General features: G+C 73.0%; 15 protein-coding genes. 13 read left to right on the top strand and 2 right to left on the bottom strand.

Annotated features, from left to right (window positions below):
* Positions 1-6: 6 nt before the first annotated feature.
* A complete protein-coding gene (locus IE118_RS12010) occupies positions 7-942 on the bottom strand; it encodes an AraC family transcriptional regulator (protein ID WP_189557781.1) in 936 nt (311 codons plus the stop codon).
* A gap of 81 nt (positions 943-1,023) precedes the next feature.
* Between IE118_RS12010 and IE118_RS12015 the strand changes: the two genes are divergently transcribed.
* Positions 1,024-1,866: an NmrA family NAD(P)-binding protein gene (locus tag IE118_RS12015; RefSeq protein WP_189557782.1), complete on the top strand. Its 843-nt coding sequence runs from the start codon at positions 1,024-1,026 to the stop codon at positions 1,864-1,866.
* A 138-nt stretch (positions 1,867-2,004) separates the two neighbouring features.
* On the opposite strand, the gene IE118_RS12020 is transcribed toward IE118_RS12015, so the two are convergent.
* The gene (locus IE118_RS12020) at positions 2,005-3,147 is read right to left on the bottom strand and encodes a YihY/virulence factor BrkB family protein (protein ID WP_189557783.1); all 1,143 of its coding nucleotides are present in this window, start codon (positions 3,145-3,147) and stop codon (positions 2,005-2,007) included.
* A gap of 89 nt (positions 3,148-3,236) precedes the next feature.
* Here IE118_RS12020 and IE118_RS12025 point away from each other — a divergent pair, with 89 nt between their 5' ends.
* The 12 genes from IE118_RS12025 (at position 3,237) to IE118_RS12075 (ending at position 15,695) form a co-directional block, all read left to right on the top strand.
* On the top strand, positions 3,237-4,871 hold the full coding sequence (locus tag IE118_RS12025) for an acyl-CoA dehydrogenase family protein (RefSeq protein ID WP_189557784.1): 1,635 nt from the start codon (positions 3,237-3,239) through the stop codon (positions 4,869-4,871).
* Between the two features lie 246 nt (positions 4,872-5,117).
* On the top strand, positions 5,118-6,413 hold the full coding sequence (locus IE118_RS12030) for a GAF domain-containing protein (RefSeq protein WP_189558154.1): 1,296 nt from the start codon (positions 5,118-5,120) through the stop codon (positions 6,411-6,413).
* A gap of 173 nt (positions 6,414-6,586) precedes the next feature.
* On the top strand, positions 6,587-7,861 hold the full coding sequence (locus IE118_RS12035) for a hypothetical protein (protein WP_189557785.1): 1,275 nt from the start codon (positions 6,587-6,589) through the stop codon (positions 7,859-7,861).
* Between the two features lie 121 nt (positions 7,862-7,982).
* Positions 7,983-8,555, top strand: a complete 573-nt coding sequence (locus IE118_RS12040) for a GNAT family N-acetyltransferase (protein ID WP_189557786.1) — start codon at positions 7,983-7,985, stop codon at positions 8,553-8,555.
* Positions 8,556-8,683: 128 nt separating this feature from the next.
* A complete protein-coding gene (locus IE118_RS34725; RefSeq protein ID WP_351804716.1) occupies positions 8,684-8,767 on the top strand; it encodes a putative leader peptide in 84 nt (27 codons plus the stop codon).
* 179 nt (positions 8,768-8,946) lie between these two features.
* On the top strand, positions 8,947-10,644 hold the full coding sequence (locus IE118_RS12045) for a nitrite/sulfite reductase (protein WP_189557787.1): 1,698 nt from the start codon (positions 8,947-8,949) through the stop codon (positions 10,642-10,644).
* Complete coding sequence (locus tag IE118_RS34035) at positions 10,641-10,820, top strand: hypothetical protein (protein WP_229846780.1); 180 nt, start codon at positions 10,641-10,643, stop codon at positions 10,818-10,820. The genes IE118_RS12045 and IE118_RS34035 overlap by 4 nt, the downstream gene beginning before the upstream one ends.
* Entirely contained in the window at positions 10,817-11,527 is a 711-nt protein-coding gene (locus tag IE118_RS12050) for a phosphoadenylyl-sulfate reductase (RefSeq protein WP_189557788.1), read from the top strand. The genes IE118_RS34035 and IE118_RS12050 overlap by 4 nt, the downstream gene beginning before the upstream one ends.
* Positions 11,528-11,529: 2 nt before the next feature.
* Positions 11,530-12,099 carry an adenylyl-sulfate kinase gene (cysC, locus tag IE118_RS12055; protein WP_189557789.1) on the top strand — a complete coding sequence of 190 codons (570 nt, stop codon included), beginning with the start codon at positions 11,530-11,532 and terminating at the stop codon, positions 12,097-12,099.
* Positions 12,096-13,031 carry a sulfate adenylyltransferase subunit CysD gene (gene cysD / locus IE118_RS12060; protein ID WP_189557790.1) on the top strand — a complete coding sequence of 312 codons (936 nt, stop codon included), beginning with the start codon at positions 12,096-12,098 and terminating at the stop codon, positions 13,029-13,031. The genes cysC and cysD overlap by 4 nt, the downstream gene beginning before the upstream one ends.
* Positions 13,032-13,033: 2 nt before the next feature.
* Positions 13,034-14,368: a sulfate adenylyltransferase subunit 1 gene (locus IE118_RS12065; protein ID WP_189557791.1), complete on the top strand. Its 1,335-nt coding sequence runs from the start codon at positions 13,034-13,036 to the stop codon at positions 14,366-14,368.
* 223 nt (positions 14,369-14,591) lie between these two features.
* Positions 14,592-15,695, top strand: a complete 1,104-nt coding sequence (locus tag IE118_RS12075) for an aliphatic sulfonate ABC transporter substrate-binding protein (RefSeq protein WP_189557793.1) — start codon at positions 14,592-14,594, stop codon at positions 15,693-15,695.
* Positions 15,696-15,698 lie beyond the last annotated feature (3 nt).

Below are 15,698 nucleotides of genomic sequence, written 5' to 3' on the forward strand. Positions count from 1 at the left end.
CCCAGGCTACGCCGCCCCGGACCGCCACTCCTGCGGGCTGACCCCGTAGGCCCGCTTGAAGGCGGTGGAGAGGGCGAAGGCGCTGCCGTAACCGACCTGGCGGGCGAGCGCGCCGATGGTGTCGTCGGTGTCGCGCAGGCGGTCCGCGGCGAGGGCGAGGCGCCAGCCGGTGAGGTAGGCCATCGGGGGTTCGCCGACGAGCCGGGTGAAGCGGCGGGCCAGGGCGGCGCGCGAGACGCCCGCCTTCGCGGCCAGGCCGGCGACCGTCCACGGGTGGGCGGGGTCGTCCTGGAGCAGGCGCACGGCCGGGCCGACGACGGGGTCGGACAGGGCCGCGTACCAGGCGGGCGGCTCCGCCTCCGGCCGGTCGAACCAGGCGCGCAGCGCGGCGATGACCAGCAGGTCGAGCAGCCGGTCCAGGACGACCTCCTGCCCGGGGGCCTCCCGCACGATCTCCCGCATGAGGAAGGGCAGCAGCGGGCAGTCCCACACGTCGGAGGTGAGGGAGAGCAGCGGCGGCAGCGCGTCCAGCAGGCGGCCGCCGATCTCGCCGCGCATCCGGTAGGTGCCGATCAGCATCACCGTGCCGCCGTCGGGGCGGTCGCCCCAGGTGCGCACGCCGAGGTCCATGACACCGTTCAGGGGGCGGCCGTCGGGGTAGTGGCACTCGCCGCCGGGGAGGATCAGCGCCTGCGGGGCGGTCCCGGGGGCGTCGGCGCAGGTGTACGGGTCGGGGCCGCGCGCGACGGCGAGGTCGCCGGGGCGCAGCCGCAGCGCCTCCCCGCCGTCCGGCACGATCCACGCGTCGCCGCGGACGAGGAGCATCACCGTCAGCGGGGCGCGGTCCTCCACACGGACCGCCCACGGCGGGTCGAAACATGCCCGGATCATGAACGCGCCACGGGCCCTGGGGCCCTCCAGCAGGCCGGTGAGTACGTCCATGCGGTCAGCGTAGACGCGGGCGTATGGGAGTGAGCCGCTCGGCGATGGTCCGGGTACGGGGTACGGCGGTTGACTCGGGGCATGACGGACGAAGTGAAGAGGACTAAGGACACGACCCTGGTCGTCACGGGCGCTTCCGGACGCACCGGAAGCCGGGTGGCGCGGGCCGCGGAGGCGGCGGGGGCGACGGTGCGGGCGGCGTCGCGGGCGACCGGGTTCGACTGGACGGACCGGTCGACGTGGGAGCGGGCCCTGCGCGGGGCGGACGCCGCGTATCTGGCGCACCCGGTGGACGTGGGGGCTCCCGGGACCGCGGAGGCGGTCGGGGAGCTGGCCCGGATGGCGGTGGGGCTGGGGGTGCGGCGGCTGGTGCTGCTGTCCGCGCGCGGCGAGGACCGGGCGCTGCCCACCGAGGAGGCACTGCGCGCGTCGGGCGCGGAGTGGACGGTCGTACGGGCCGCCTGGTTCGCGCAGAACTTCAGCGAGGGGCCGCTGGCGGACGAGCTGCGCCGCGGCGAGCTGGTGTTCCCGGCGGGTGAGGTGGCGGAGCCGTTCGTGGACGTGCGGGACATCGCGGAGGTGGTGGTGGCCGCGGTGGGGGACGGGGAGCGGTACGCGGGGCGGACGCTCACCGTGACCGGACCCCGGCTGCTGACCTGGCGGGAGGCGGTGGCGGAGATCGCGGCGGCCACGGGGCGGACACTGACGTACCGGCCGGTGCCGGCGCACGACTACGGCGAGGCCCTGGTGGGGTTCGGGGTGCCGGCGGAGGAGGCGGCGTTCCTCACCGGGCTGTTCGGGACGCTGCTCGACGGACGGAACGCACACCTGGAGGACGGGGTGCGGCAGGTGCTGGGGCGGGAGCCGCGGGACTTCTCCGCTTTCGTGGCCGAGGAGGCGGCGGCGGGGGTGTGGAAGGCGTGAGCGGACGCGGGGTCCGGGGCGGTGCCGGGTCGATGCGCCCCCGCCGCCCCTTCCCGTCCCGTCCCGGACCCGGGGCGCCGCCCCGGACCCCGCTCCTCCGGCGCGGGAGGGACCGGTTTCCGGTCCCTCCCGCGCGGCCTACTTGTCGCCAGGGGGCGGGGCTTCGCCGTTCTTCGGATGAGGGGTCTTCGCCTGGGTGCGCAGGCGGGCGGTGACGTCCTCCGGGGGCAGGAAACGGGACCAGCGCTCGGGGAACTCGGAGGGCATGTCGGGGTCGGCCTCGCCCGCCGTGGCGGCGGTGCGGGCGACGTACTCGGCGACCTGCGCCTGCCGCAGCCGCTCGTTGGCCTCGCGCGCGGCGGCGGTCGCGGCGGCCGGCCAGACCCGGTCGATGGCCGCGTTGACGGCCGCGCCGACCAGCACCGCGAACGCGGACACGCCGATCCACAGCAGCACGGCGACGGGGGCGGCCAGGGAGCCGTAGATGGTGGGGCCCTCGACGGTGTTGGTCAGGTAGATCCGCAGCAGGAAGCTGCCCAGCACCCACATGCCGAGGGCGACCAGCGCGCCGGGCACGTCCTCGATCCACGGGGACCGCACGGGTACGGAGACGTGGTAGAGGGTGGTGAGGAAGACGATCGACAGCAGGATCACGACCGGCCAGTACAGGATCTGCACGAGCGTCGTCGACCAGGGCACGATCTCCACCACCGCGTCCGGTCCCGCGACCATCAGCGGCAGCGCGATCGAGCCGATCAGCAGGGCCACGATGAACAGCAGGAAGGCCAGCAGCCGGGTCTTCACGATGCCCCGGACGCCGTCGAGGCCGTACATGACGGTGATGGTCTCGATGAAGACGTTCACCGCGCGAGAACCCGACCACACGGCGATCAGGAAGCCGAGGGAGATGACGTCCGGCCGGCCGCCCTTCGTCACGTCCCGCAGGATCGGTTCCGCGATCTGGCTCACGCCGCGGTCGGAGAGCACCGTGCGGGAGGCGTCGAGCAGGTTGCGCTGCAGGCTCTGGATGGTGTCGGCGCCGGTCCACGCGTCGACGTAGCCGAGCAGGCCGATCATGCTGAGCAGCAGCGGGGGCACCGACAGCAGCGTGAAGAACGCGGCCTCGGCCGCCAGGCCCAGGATGCGGTACTCCATGCAGGAATTGACGGTGTCCTTCAGCAGCAGCCAGGCGGTCCTGCGTTTGGAGACGTTCCGGTAGAGGGCCCGGGCCCGGTGGAGGCGGCCGGAGGGCTCGTCTGGGGGTTCACTTGCTGGCTGCACGTCCTAAAGGTATCCGTCACGCCTGGTCGCACTCATCCAGAGGCCAGGTCACCGGGTGAGGGCGCACGGCCTCGGGGTACGTTCGGGACATGGCAGGCAGCACGCACTCCGTGACCAACCAGGCTCCCCCGCTCGTGCAGTACGACGTCTACGGCGCCGACCGGGCCCTGGCGGAGGCGGTCGAGCGGCACCTGTCCGCCGACGTGCTGGAGGAGGGGCGCTCGGAACTGTCCGCGCTGGGCCGGGCGGTCGGGTCGGCGCAGCTGCAGGAGTGGGGGGTGCAGGCCAACGAGAACCCGCCCCGGCTGCGCACCCACGACCGCTACGGTCACCGGATCGACGAGGTCGACTTCCACCCCGCCTGGCACCGGCTGCTCGGCAAGGGCGTCTCGGCCGGACTCACGGCGGCGTGGGGGCGGCCGGGCGGACACGTGCGGCGGGCCGCGGCGTTCCTGATGTGGACGCAGGCGGAGGCCGGCAACGGGTGCCCGCTGTCGATGACCCACGCGGCGGTGCCGGCGCTGCGCGCCGACCCGGCGCTGGCGGCGGAGTGGGAGCCCCGGCTGACGTCGACGGTCTACGACCGTGCCCTGCGGCCGGCCGGCCTGAAGCCCGGCGCGCTGTTCGGGATGGGCATGACGGAGAAGCAGGGCGGCAGCGACGTACGGGCGAACACGACGGTCGCGCGGCCGCTGGCCGAGGACGGCGCGTACGAGCTGACCGGGCACAAGTGGTTCTGCTCGGCGCCCATGTCGGACGCGTTCCTGGTGCTGGCGCAGGCCCCCGGCGGGCTCACCTGCTTCCTGTTGCCGCGGGTGCTGCAGGACGGCACGCGCAACGTGTTCCTCATCCAGCGGCTCAAGGACAAGCTGGGCAACCGGTCCAACGCGTCCGCCGAGGTCGAGTTCGACGGGACGTGGGCCCGCCGGGTCGGGGACGAGGGGGCCGGGGTGCGCACCGTCATCGGGATGGTGGCGGCGACCCGGCTGGACTGCGTGCTGGGCTCGGCGGGGCTGATGCGGCAGGCCGTGGCGCAGGCGGTGCACCACTGCGCGCACCGTGCGGCGTTCGGCCGCACGCTCGTCGACCAGCCGCTGATGCGCAACGTGCTGGCCGATCTGGCCGTGGAGTCGGAGGCGGCGACCACGCTGGCGCTGCGGCTGGCGGCGGCGTACGACGACGGCGGCGAGCAGGAGCGGGCGCTGCTGCGGATCGCGGTGCCGGCGGCGAAGTACTGGGTGACCAAGCGGTGCGCGCCCGTCGCGATCGAGGCGGCCGAGTGCCTGGGCGGCAACGGGTACGTGGAGGAGTCGGGCATGCCCCGGCTGGTGCGGGAGTCGCCGCTGAACTCGATCTGGGAGGGCGCCGGCAACGTGCAGGCGCTGGACGTGCTGCGGGCGCTGCGCCGGGAGCCGGCGGCGCTGGACGCCTACCTGAGGGAGGTCGGGCGGGCGCGCGGGGCGGACCACCGGCTGGACGCGGCGATCAAGGACCTGCTGACGGAACTGTCCGACCTGGAGGGCGTCGAGGCGCGGGCGCGGCGGCTGGTGGAGCGGCTGGCGCTGGTGCTCCAGGGATCACTGCTGGTGCGGTACGCGCCGCCGGCGGTGGCGGACGCCTTCTGCGCGGGACGGCTGGGCGGCGACGCGGGCGCGGCGTTCGGGACGCTGCCGCACACCCTGGACCTGGCGTCATTGGTGGAGCGGGCCCGGCCGGTGTCCTGAGCGCGCGACGCGGGGGTGGTGCTGCGCCGACACGGCACCACCCCCGCCGCACGGGCCCCTTGAGAGCCGTGGACGCCGCTCGGGACGGCGTCGCTCAATGTTCAATCAGGGCCCGGCCGTCCACCAGGGTTGCAGGGGGTTGCAACGTACTGGTCCCCTTCCCGTACCGGGCGTCCGCGCCCGGGGACAGACGGCAGTATGGGTCCGACAGGTTTTCTTCCGGGAGGTCCGGTGGCGCTCTCGCCCATGGACGTGACGCAGTTGGCCGCCGTCGACTCGGCGCGCGCGGCACGGGTCCTCGACGAGGTGCGTTCCGCCGCGTTGTCCGGCCGGCGCGCGCCGGTGGCCCCCCGCCCGGTGATCAGGCAGTCCTGGGAGCGGGTGCTGCGCAGCGGGGTGGACCCGGACCACGGCGTCCGCAGCGGGCTGCTGTCCCACGAGGAGGTGCAGCGGCGGCGGGCGTCGTCGACGCTGCGGCACGTGCTGCCGGTCCTGCGGGAGGGACTGCTGTCGGTCGCGGACGTCGCGCACCACATCATGGTGGTGGCCGACGAGGAGGGCCGGGTGCTGTGGCGGGAGGGCAGCCCGCCGGTGCTGCGCAAGGCGGACGGGCTGGGCTTCGAGATCGGCGCGGACTGGCGCGAGGACGTCGTCGGCACCAACGGGGTGGGCACCCCGGCGGTGACCGGGCGTCCCGTGCAGGTGTTCGCCGCGGAGCACTTCGTACGGTCGCACTCCTCCTGGACGTGTGCCGGGGCCCCGATCACCGACCCCCGGGACGGGCGGCTGATCGGCGTGGTCGACGTCAGCGGGCCGCTGGAGACGATGCACCCGGCGACGCTGGCGTGGGTCGACTCGGTGGCGAAGCTGGCCGAGGCGCGGCTGCGGGAGAGGCACGTGCGGTCGCTGGAGCGGCTGCGCGCGGTGGCGGCACCGGTGCTGGCGCGCACCACCGGGCGCGCGCTGGTGGTGGACCGGCACGGGTGGACGGCGGCGGTGACGGGCATGCCGCACACCGAGCGGCTGGCGCTGCCCACGTCGGTGTCGGCGGGCACCCGGTGGCTGCCGGCACTGGGCCGGTGCTCGCTGGAGCCGCTGGCCGGGGGCTGGCTGGTGCGGGCCGCGGACGAGCCGCTGACCCGTGCCGGGACGCGGATCGTGCTGGATCTGCGCCGGCCGCGCCACCGGTCGGTGGAGGTGTCCGGCGGCGCGGGCTCCTGGGTCCGTGAACTGAGCCCGCGGCACGCCGGGTTGCTGTACCTGCTGGCCGTGCACCGGGCCGGCCGCAGTGCGGCGGCGCTGGCCGGGGACCTCTTCGGCGATCCCGCCCGCACGGTGACGGTGCGGGCGGAGATCTCCCGCATCCGGCGCTACCTGGGCGGTCTGCTGGACCACCGCCCGTACCGCTTCGCGGAGAACACGGAGGTCGACGTGCTCCTCCCGGACGACCCCCTCGACCTCCCGGACCTCCTCGCCCGCTCCGCGGCCCCGGCGCGCGACGGCTCCCGTACACGTGCCGCGGGGCCGCGCGAACACCCCTGACGAGCCGGAACGCCCCCGTCGCCGCCCGGAACGGGCACGGATCGGGCTCAATTGCGGGGTCTTCGTGCTGCGCGGCGGCCGGCTGCCGTAGCATCCCGGTACGGGCCACCCCATCTGCTCCTCGGTCAACCCGCGGATCACCGGACGCAGTTGGCTCGCCCCGGGAGGACGTTATGGGACATCGCGGCAGACACCGCCGGCGCAGACGGGGCAGGGCGCTGCGGGCCGGGCTCGCCGGGACGGCGCTCGCGCTGACCGCGGCCGCCACCCTGATCAGCGCTTCGCAGGCCACCGACGCCGACGACCCCGGGGCGCTGAAGCCGCTGACCGCGGCCTCCGAGACCGCGCCGCTGCGACTGACCGAGGAAAGCGTTCCGGGCGACACGCTCGGCCGTCTCACCGCGGGCATGGGCCCGCCCGTCGGGGTGGGTGACGTCCTCGCCGATCCCGACGGCGCGCTGCGCGACGCGGCGGACTGTCCGGACGACGACCGGCGTGCCCTGCCCGTCGAGCCCGCCGCGACGCGGGCGTACTGCTGGCCGGGCCAGGAGACCGACGGGTGGCGGGCCGGCGCGGTCACCACCTCGGGGGACGCGGACGAGGACGGCCGCTGGGGCGAGAACCGGGTGATCCTCTCGGGGTGGACCAGGGCCGCGGGCACGGCGGCGGAGCAGGGACTCGCCCGGGTCGCCTTCGTCAACGCCGGTGACGCCGGCGAACTCCGCTACACCTGGGCGCTGCTCGCCGTCCCGGTGGACGGCGGCCGCGACTACCGCGGGCTGGGCTCCACCGTGTCGGGCATGGTCTGGTACCAGGACAAGCTGCTGGTCACGACCGGCCGGGGCGAGGGCGGCGCGCTGTACGTGTACGACCTGGACCGGGTACAGCGGGCGACCGTGGAGGGCACGTCCGTCGGCCGGGTGCCCGGCGGCTGGTCGGCGGCCGGGGCGCGGTACGTCCTCCCGGCGGTCGCCTCCTACCGGACGGCCGGCGCCGGCGCGCCCCAGCCCGGCGGCATCGCCCTGGACCGCAGCACCGCGCCGGACAGCCTGGTCGCGCACGAGGCGACGCCCGCGGACGAGGACGGGCCGACCCGGCTGTGGCGGTACGCGTTCAGCGCCCGGCCGGAGCGGAGCGGGCTGCTCGACGCGGACCCGGTGGCGGTCTACGAGACCGAACTGACCCATGTGCGCAGTGTGCTGGCGCACCGGTCGGGCTGGTACCTGGGCCGGATGACCGGGACGCCGGACGAGCGCGGCACGCTGTGGCGGCAGGACACGGAGGGGGCGAGCCCCACCCGCTGCGGGGCGGACGAGACGCACCGCTGCTGGAGCGGCGAGGCGACGTCCCTGTCCTACTGGCAGGAGACCGGCGACGTGTGGTCGCAGTCCGGGCGGATGCTGTTCGCGCTGCCGCTGGCCTCGGTGGACCGGTCCCTCGACGACTAGGGCCGTCCGCGGCCCGTCCGCCGGACCGTCCGCCGGCGCGTCCCCGTCCGCCGGCACGTCCCCGCCCGCGCGGTGATCAGGCGTTCGACAGACCTGCGCACCGGATGGTTCCCTTTCGGACATGACGACCATCGCCGTGACCACCTGGTCCCTGGAGCAGACCGCGCCCGCCGATCTCCGTCCGGCCGCCGCGCCCGAGGGGGACGTGCGGGTGGTCCGCTCCGAGGTGCCCTCGCCCGAGTTCAGCCGCTTCCTGTACGCCTCCGTCGGCGGTGACATCCGCTGGACCGACCGGCTGGGCTGGACGTACGCGCAGTGGACCGAGCACCTGGACCGCCCCGGGGTGGAGACGTGGGTCGCCTACGACCGCGGCACGCCCGCCGGGTACGTCGAGCTGGAGGCGCAGCGGGACGGCGTCGTCGAGATCGTCTACTTCGGCCTGATCCCCGCCTTCCGGGGGCGCCGCATCGGCGGACACCTGCTGTCCCTCGGCACGGCGCGCGCCTGGGACCTGGCCGAGCGGCACCCGGGGCTGAAGCCGACGCGGCGGGTGTGGCTGCACACGTGCAGCAAGGACGGCGAACACGCCATGGACAACTACCTGCGCCGGGGCTTCACCCTCTTCGACACCAAGGTCGAGAACGAGCCGGAGGTGGCCACGCCCGGTCCGTGGCCCGGCGCCCACCCGGCCTGACCAGCGCCGGCGCGACCGCTCGCGGCCGCCTGTGACCAAGGACACCCTTGTCTCGCACTGCGAGACAAGGGTGTCCGCACTTTGGACGAAGCTGGACTGTGTTCAGATCTCCGTGCCACGCTTCCGTCATGTTCGGAACTGGAATCGCCTTGGTGAGTCGGCGGCACGTCGACCTCGGCCGCATGTCCAGCGCCATCTGTCCGGCGCGCTGAGAGCACCCGGCACCGCCCGGCATCCCCTCCTCGCCGCACCCCTCGCGCAACGACGCGCACGTGCATCCGTGCGCCCTCGTGCGCAGGTCAGAGCGTCCCTCCGCCGCCCGACCACCGCCCCTCACCGACGGCGCTGCGCGCCGACACCACCCGTCGCTGTCCCGAAGGACGTATCAACCATGGCCGCCACCCCACAGAAGCCCGCCGCCGCGACCCCCCGCCGCAAGGTGAGCCGTCACCGCGGCGAGGGCCAGTGGGCCGTGGGGCACCTGACCCCGCTCAACGGCAATGAGCAGTTCAAGAAGGACGACGACGGTCTCAATGTGCGGACACGCATTGAGACGATCTACTCCAAGCGCGGCTTCGACTCGATCGACCCCAACGACCTGCGGGGCCGGATGCGTTGGTGGGGTCTCTACACCCAGCGCAAGCCCGGGATCGACGGCGGCAAGACCGCGATCCTGGAGCCGGAGGAGCTGGACGACAGCTACTTCATGCTGCGGGTGCGCATCGACGGCGGCGCGCTGACGACCCGGCAGCTCCGGGTGATCGGCGAGGTCTCGCAGGAGTTCGCGCGCGGCACCGCCGACATCACCGACCGGCAGAACGTCCAGTACCACTGGATCCGCATCGAGGACGTGCCCGCGATCTGGGAGCGCCTGGAGGGCGTCGGCCTGTCCACGGTCACCGCCTGCGGCGACACCCCGCGCGTGATGATCGCCTCCCCCGTCGCCGGCATCGCCGAGGACGAGATCATCGACGGCACCCCGGCGCTGGAGGAGATGAAGCGCCGCGTCCTGAACAACAAGGCGTACTCGAACCTGCCCCGCAAGTTCAAGACGGCCATCTCCGGCTCCCCCGTCCTCGACGTGGTGCACGAGATCAACGACGTGGCGTTCGTCGGCGTCCGTCACCCCGAGCACGGGCCGGGCTTCGACCTCTGGGTCGGCGGCGGCCTGTCCACCAACCCCAAGCTCGGTGTGCGGCTGGGCACCTGGGTGCCGATCGAGGACGTGCCCGATGTCTACGAGGGCGTCCTGTCGATCTTCCGCGACTACGGATACCGCCGGCTGCGCACCCGCGCCCGGCTGAAGTTCCTGGTCGCCGACTGGGGCGCGGAGAAGTTCCGGCAGGTGCTGGAGGACGAGTACCTGAAGCGCAGGCTCACCGACGGGCCCGCGCCCGAGCAGCCGGTGCAGCAGTGGCGCGACCACATCGGTGTGCACCGCCAGAAGGACGGCCGCTACTACGTCGGGTTCGCGCCACGTGTCGGCCGCGTCGACGGCACCACCCTCACCAAGATCGCGGACCTCGCCGAGGCCCACGGCTCGGGCCGGGTGCGGACCACCGTCGAACAGAAGATGATCATCCTCGACGTGGAGGAGGGCCGGGTCGACTCCCTCGTGGAGTCCCTGGAGGCGCTGGACCTCAGCGCGCGGCCCTCGCCCTTCCGGCGCGGCACCATGGCCTGCACCGGCATCGAGTTCTGCAAGCTCGCCATCGTCGAGACCAAGGCGCGCGGCGCCTCACTGATCGACGAACTCGAGCGCCGCCTCCCGGACTTCGACGAGCCGATCACCATCAACCTCAACGGCTGCCCGAACGCCTGCGCCCGCATCCAGGTGGCGGACATCGGTCTCAAGGGACAGCTGATGCTCGACGAGCGCGGCGAGCAGGTCGAGGGGTACCAGGTGCACCTCGGCGGCGCGCTCGGCCTGGAGGCCGGGTTCGGGCGCAAGGTCCGCGGTCTCAAGGTCACGGCGGACGAACTGCCCGACTACATCGAGCGGGTGCTGGGGCGTTTCCGGGACGAGCGCGAGGACGGCGAGCGCTTCGCGGCCTGGGTCGGCCGCGCGTCCGAAGAGGCCCTGTCGTGAGCGAGCGCGCGGCGCCGTTCCACTGCCCGTACTGCGGCGAGGAGGACCTGCGTCCGGGGGAGCAAGGGCACGGGGCCTGGGAATGCGGCGGATGCAACCGAGCCTTTCAGCTGAAGTTCCTCGGGCTGCTCGCCCGGGGCCTTGAGCGATCCGACACGGGAGGGGACCGGACATGACGACTGCTCAGCACAGGCGCACCGCCGAGGAGTTGAAGGCACTGGCCGAGCAGGCGGGCCGTGATCTGGAGGACGCCTCGGCGTCGGACATCCTCCGGTGGGCCGCCGAGACCTTCGGCAGGCGCTTCTGTGTGACCTCCTCGATGGAGGACGCGGTGGTCGCCCACCTCGCCTCCCGGGTGATGCCCGGCGTCGACGTGGTCTTCCTCGACACCGGCTACCACTTCCCGGAGACCATCGGCACCCGGGACGCGGTCGAGGCGGTGATGGACGTCAACCTCATCACACTGACCCCGCGGCAGACGGTCGCCGAGCAGGACGCCGAGTACGGCCCGAGGCTGCACGACCGTGACCCCGACCTGTGCTGCAGGCTGCGCAAGGTGCTGCCGCTGGAGGAAGGCCTGAAGGACTACGCGGCCTGGGCGACCGGCCTGCGCCGCGACGAGTCCCCGACCCGGGCGAACACCCCGGTCGTCGGCTGGGACGAGAAGCGGCAGAAGGTGAAGGTCTCCCCCATCGCCCGCTGGACCCAGGACGACGTGGACGCCTACGTCGCCGAGCACGGCGTCCTCACCAACCCGCTGCTGACGGACGGTTACGCCTCCGTGGGCTGCGCCCCCTGCACCCGCCGGGTGCTGGAGGGCGAGGACGCGCGCGCCGGCCGCTGGGCGGGCCGCGCCAAGACCGAGTGCGGGCTGCACGGCTGACCATGACCGCGCCTTCGACGAACCAGGAGAATCACGTGACGACCGGAGCCACCGTCTGGCTCACGGGTCTGCCGAGCGCCGGCAAGACCACCATCGCCCACGAGCTGGCCGCCCGGCTGCGCGAGCGGGGCCGGCGGGTCGAGGTGCTCGACGGCGACGAGATCCGCGAGTTCCTCTCGGCGGGCCTCGGCTTCAGCCGCGAGGACCGGCACACCAACGTGCAGCGCATCGGCTTCGTCGCCGAACTGCTCGCCCGCAACGGCGTCACCGCGCTGGTCCCGGTGATCGCCCCGTACGCGGACAGCCGGGACGCGGTCCGCAAGCGGCACGGGGCGAACGGCACGCCGTACGTCGAGGTGCACGTGGCGACCCCGGTCGAGGTGTGCTCCGTACGCGACGTGAAGGGCCTCTACGCCAAGCAGGCCGCGGGCGAACTCACCGGGCTCACCGGTGTGGACGACCCGTACGAGGAGCCCGAGACGCCCGATCTGCGGATCGAGTCGCAGAACCAGACCGTGCAGGAGTCCGCGGCGTCGGTGGACGCCCTGCTCAGCGAAAGGGGACTGGCATGACGGCCGTCGCCACTGTCCGGGAGGGGACGGACAGCCCGTACGCCCTCTCGCACCTGGACGCCCTCGAGTCCGAGGCGGTGCACATCTTCCGCGAGGTGGCGGGCGAGTTCGAGAAGCCGGTGATCCTGTTCTCCGGCGGCAAGGACTCCATCCTGATGCTGCACCTGGCGCTGAAGGCGTTCACCCCGGCGCCCGTCCCGTTCTCGCTGCTGCACGTGGACACCGGGCACAACTTCCCCGAGGTGCTCGACTACCGGGACCGCACGGTCGCCCGGCACGGGCTGCGGCTGCACGTCGCCTCCGTGCAGGACTACATCGACCGGGGGGTGCTCAAGGAGCGCCCGGACGGCACCCGCAACCCGCTGCAGACCCTGCCGCTCACCGACAAAATCCAGAGCGAGCGGTTCGACGCGGTGTTCGGCGGCGGGCGCCGCGACGAGGAGAAGGCCCGCGCGAAGGAGCGGGTGTTCTCGCTGCGTGACGAGTTCTCCCAGTGGGACCCGCGCCGCCAGCGCCCCGAGCTGTGGAACCTGTACAACGGCCGGCACGCCCCCGGTGAGCACGTCCGCGTGTTCCCGCTGTCCAACTGGACCGAGCTGGACGTGTGGCAGTACATCGCCCGCGAGGGCATCGAACTGCCCGAGATCTACTACGCGCACGAGCGGGAGGTCTTCGCCCGGGCCGGCATGTGGCTGACCGCCGGCGAGTGGGGCGGCCCCAAGGACGGCGAGCGGGTCGAGAAGCGGCTCGTGCGCTACCGCACCGTGGGCGACATGTCCTGCACCGGCGCGGTGGACTCCGACGCCGACACCATCGAGAAGGTGATCGCCGAGATCGCCGCCTCCCGGCTCACCGAACGCGGTGCCACCCGCGCCGACGACAAGCTCTCCGAGGCCGCGATGGAAGACCGCAAGCGCGAGGGGTACTTCTAGAGATGAGCACCATCACCACCGAGGAGCTCGCGGCCACCACGCTGCTGCGGTTCGCCACCGCCGGTTCCGTCGACGACGGCAAGTCCACCCTGGTGGGCCGGCTGCTGCACGACTCCAAGTCGGTCCTCACCGACCAGCTGGAGGCCGTGCAGCGGGCGTCGGCGAGCCGGGGCCAGGAGGCGCCCGACCTCGCGCTGCTCACCGACGGCCTGCGGGCCGAGCGGGAGCAGGGCATCACCATCGACGTGGCCTACCGCTACTTCGCCACGCCCCGGCGGCGGTTCATCCTCGCCGACACCCCGGGCCACGTGCAGTACACGCGGAACATGGTCACCGGCGCCTCCACCGCCGAGCTGACGGTGATCCTGGTCGACGCCCGCAACGGTGTCGTCGAACAGACCCGCCGGCACGCCGCGATCGCCGCGCTGCTGCGCGTCCCGCACGTGGTGCTCGCCGTCAACAAGATGGACCTGGTCGACTACCGGGAGTCCGTGTTCGCCGCCATCGCCGAGGAGTTCACGGCGTACGCGACCGAGCTGGGCGTCCCCGAGGTCACCGCGATCCCGATCTCGGCGCTCGTCGGCGACAACGTGGTGGAGCCGTCCGCGCACATGGACTGGTACGGCGGCCCGACGGTGCTGGAGCACCTGGAGACGGTCCCGGTCAGCCACGACCTGGCGCACTGCCACGCGCGGCTGCCCGTGCAGTACGTGATCCGGCCGCAGAGCGCCGAGCACCCGGACTACCGCGGTTACGCCGGCCAGATCGCCGCCGGCACCTTCCGGGTGGGGGACCCGGTGACCGTGCTGCCGTCCGGGCGGACGACGACGGTCAGCGGGATAGACCTGCTGGGCGAACCCGTGGACGTCGCCTGGACCCCGCAGTCGGTGACGCTGCTGCTCGCCGACGACATCGACATCTCCCGCGGTGACCTGATCGTCCCCAGCAAGGACGCGCCCGCCACCTCGCAGGACGTCGAGGCCACCGTCTGCCACGTCGCCGACCAGCCGCTGACCGTCGGCCACCGGGTCCTGCTCAAGCACGGCACGCGCACGGTCAAGGCGATCGTGAAGGACATCCCGGCCCGTCTCACGCTGGACGACCTGTCCCTGCACCCGCACCCGGGCCGGCTCGTCGCCAACGACATCGGCCGGGTGAAGATCCGTACCGCCGAGCCGCTGCCCGCGGACTCCTACGCGGACTCCCGGCGCACCGGCTCGTTCATCCTCATCGACCCCAGCGACGGCACCACGCTCACCGCGGGCATGGTCGGCGAGTCGTTCGCCGCGCCGGAGCCGGTCAAGGACGAGGCCGAGGACGACGGGTGGAACTTCTGACCATGAACTCCACCGATGTCTACTCCACGTTCGCGAAGGAGGGCGGCCGCGTCGGCAGCGGTGTTCTCGGCAGCGGGCAGGGCGGGGTCGACCGATGTGTGCGCTGACGTACGCGCACCGCTCGCGCGCCCTCACCCCCCACCGCCGTAGACGAAAACCTGCCGACTTCCCGGCCACGGCCTGAGAGACCGTGACCGCCGGGCCTCCGAGAGGAACACCTCCCGTGCCTGCCACATCCGCCCTGCGCCGTACCTTCGCGGTGATAGCCGCGCTCCCGCTGCTCACCCTGGCCGCCTGCGGCTACGGGTCCGAGGCCGACGACGACAGCTCCGCGAAGGTCGCCGCCGGGGCGAAGAAGATCGACGGACTCGACTCCGTCCGGATCGGCTACTTCGGCAACCTCACCCACGGCACCGCCCTCGTGGGGAACAGGAAGGGCTTGTTCCAGAAGGAACTCGGCGCGACCAAGGCCACCTACGCGACCTTCAACGCGGGGCCGTCGGAGATCGAGGCGCTCAACTCCGGTTCCATCGACATCGGCTTCATCGGCCCCTCCCCCGCCATCAACGGCTACACCAAGTCCGGCGGCAAGAACCTGCGGATCATCGGCGGTTCCGCGTCCGGCGGGGTCAAGCTCGTGGTGAACCCGGACAAGGTGAAGTCCCTGAAGGACGTCAGGGGCAAGCGGATCGCGACCCCGCAGCTCGGCAACACCCAGGACGTCGCGTTCCTCAACTGGGTGGCCGAGCAGGGCTGGAAGGTCGACGCGCAGAGCGGCAAGGGTGACGTCACCGTCGTCCGCAGCGACAACAAGGTCACCCCGGACGCGTTCAGGGCCGGGTCGCTGGACGGCGCGTGGGTACCGGAGCCGACCGCCTCCAAGCTGGTCGCCGAGGGCGGCAAGGTGCTGCTGGACGAGGCGTCCCTGTGGCCGGACGAGAAGTTCGTGATCACGAACATCATCGTGCGCCAGGAGTTCCTGAAGGAGCACCCGAAGGCCGTCGAGGCGGTGCTGAAGGCGTCCGTCGAGACCAACAAGTGGATCAACGCCAACCCGGACGAGGCGAAGGCCGTCGCCAACGAGCAGCTGGAGGCCGACTCGGGCAAGGCGCTGCCCGCCGAGGTGCTCGACCCGGCGTGGAAGTCGATCACGTTCACCGACGACCCGCTGGCCGCGACGCTCGACGCGCAGGCGGAGCACGCCGTCAAGGCGGGCCTGCTGGAGAAGCCCGACCTGAACGGCATCTACGACCTGACGCCGCTCAACACGGTCCTGAAGGCCGCCGGTGCGCCGGCCGTCGACGACGCCGGACTCGGCGCCGAGTAAGTC

This window comes from Streptomyces pilosus, from assembly GCF_014649835.1.
Classification (GTDB): Bacteria; Actinomycetota; Actinomycetes; order Streptomycetales; family Streptomycetaceae; genus Streptomyces; species Streptomyces pilosus.

Coding starts and splice junctions, on each gene's coding strand:
- IE118_RS12065 (WP_189557791.1), top strand. CDS start 13,034: ATGAGCACCATCACCACCGAGGAGCTCGCGGCCACCACGCTGCTGCGG.
- IE118_RS12025 (WP_189557784.1), top strand. CDS start 3,237: ATGGCAGGCAGCACGCACTCCGTGACCAACCAGGCTCCCCCGCTCGTG.
- IE118_RS12010 (WP_189557781.1), bottom strand. CDS start 942: ATGGACGTACTCACCGGCCTGCTGGAGGGCCCCAGGGCCCGTGGCGCG.
- IE118_RS12050 (WP_189557788.1), top strand. CDS start 10,817: ATGACGACTGCTCAGCACAGGCGCACCGCCGAGGAGTTGAAGGCACTG.
- IE118_RS12045 (WP_189557787.1), top strand. CDS start 8,947: ATGGCCGCCACCCCACAGAAGCCCGCCGCCGCGACCCCCCGCCGCAAG.
- IE118_RS12040 (WP_189557786.1), top strand. CDS start 7,983: ATGACGACCATCGCCGTGACCACCTGGTCCCTGGAGCAGACCGCGCCC.
- IE118_RS34725 (WP_351804716.1), top strand. CDS start 8,684: ATGTTCGGAACTGGAATCGCCTTGGTGAGTCGGCGGCACGTCGACCTC.
- cysD (WP_189557790.1), top strand. CDS start 12,096: ATGACGGCCGTCGCCACTGTCCGGGAGGGGACGGACAGCCCGTACGCC.
- cysC (WP_189557789.1), top strand. CDS start 11,530: ATGACCGCGCCTTCGACGAACCAGGAGAATCACGTGACGACCGGAGCC.
- IE118_RS12015 (WP_189557782.1), top strand. CDS start 1,024: ATGACGGACGAAGTGAAGAGGACTAAGGACACGACCCTGGTCGTCACG.
- IE118_RS12035 (WP_189557785.1), top strand. CDS start 6,587: ATGGGACATCGCGGCAGACACCGCCGGCGCAGACGGGGCAGGGCGCTG.
- IE118_RS12030 (WP_189558154.1), top strand. CDS start 5,118: ATGGACGTGACGCAGTTGGCCGCCGTCGACTCGGCGCGCGCGGCACGG.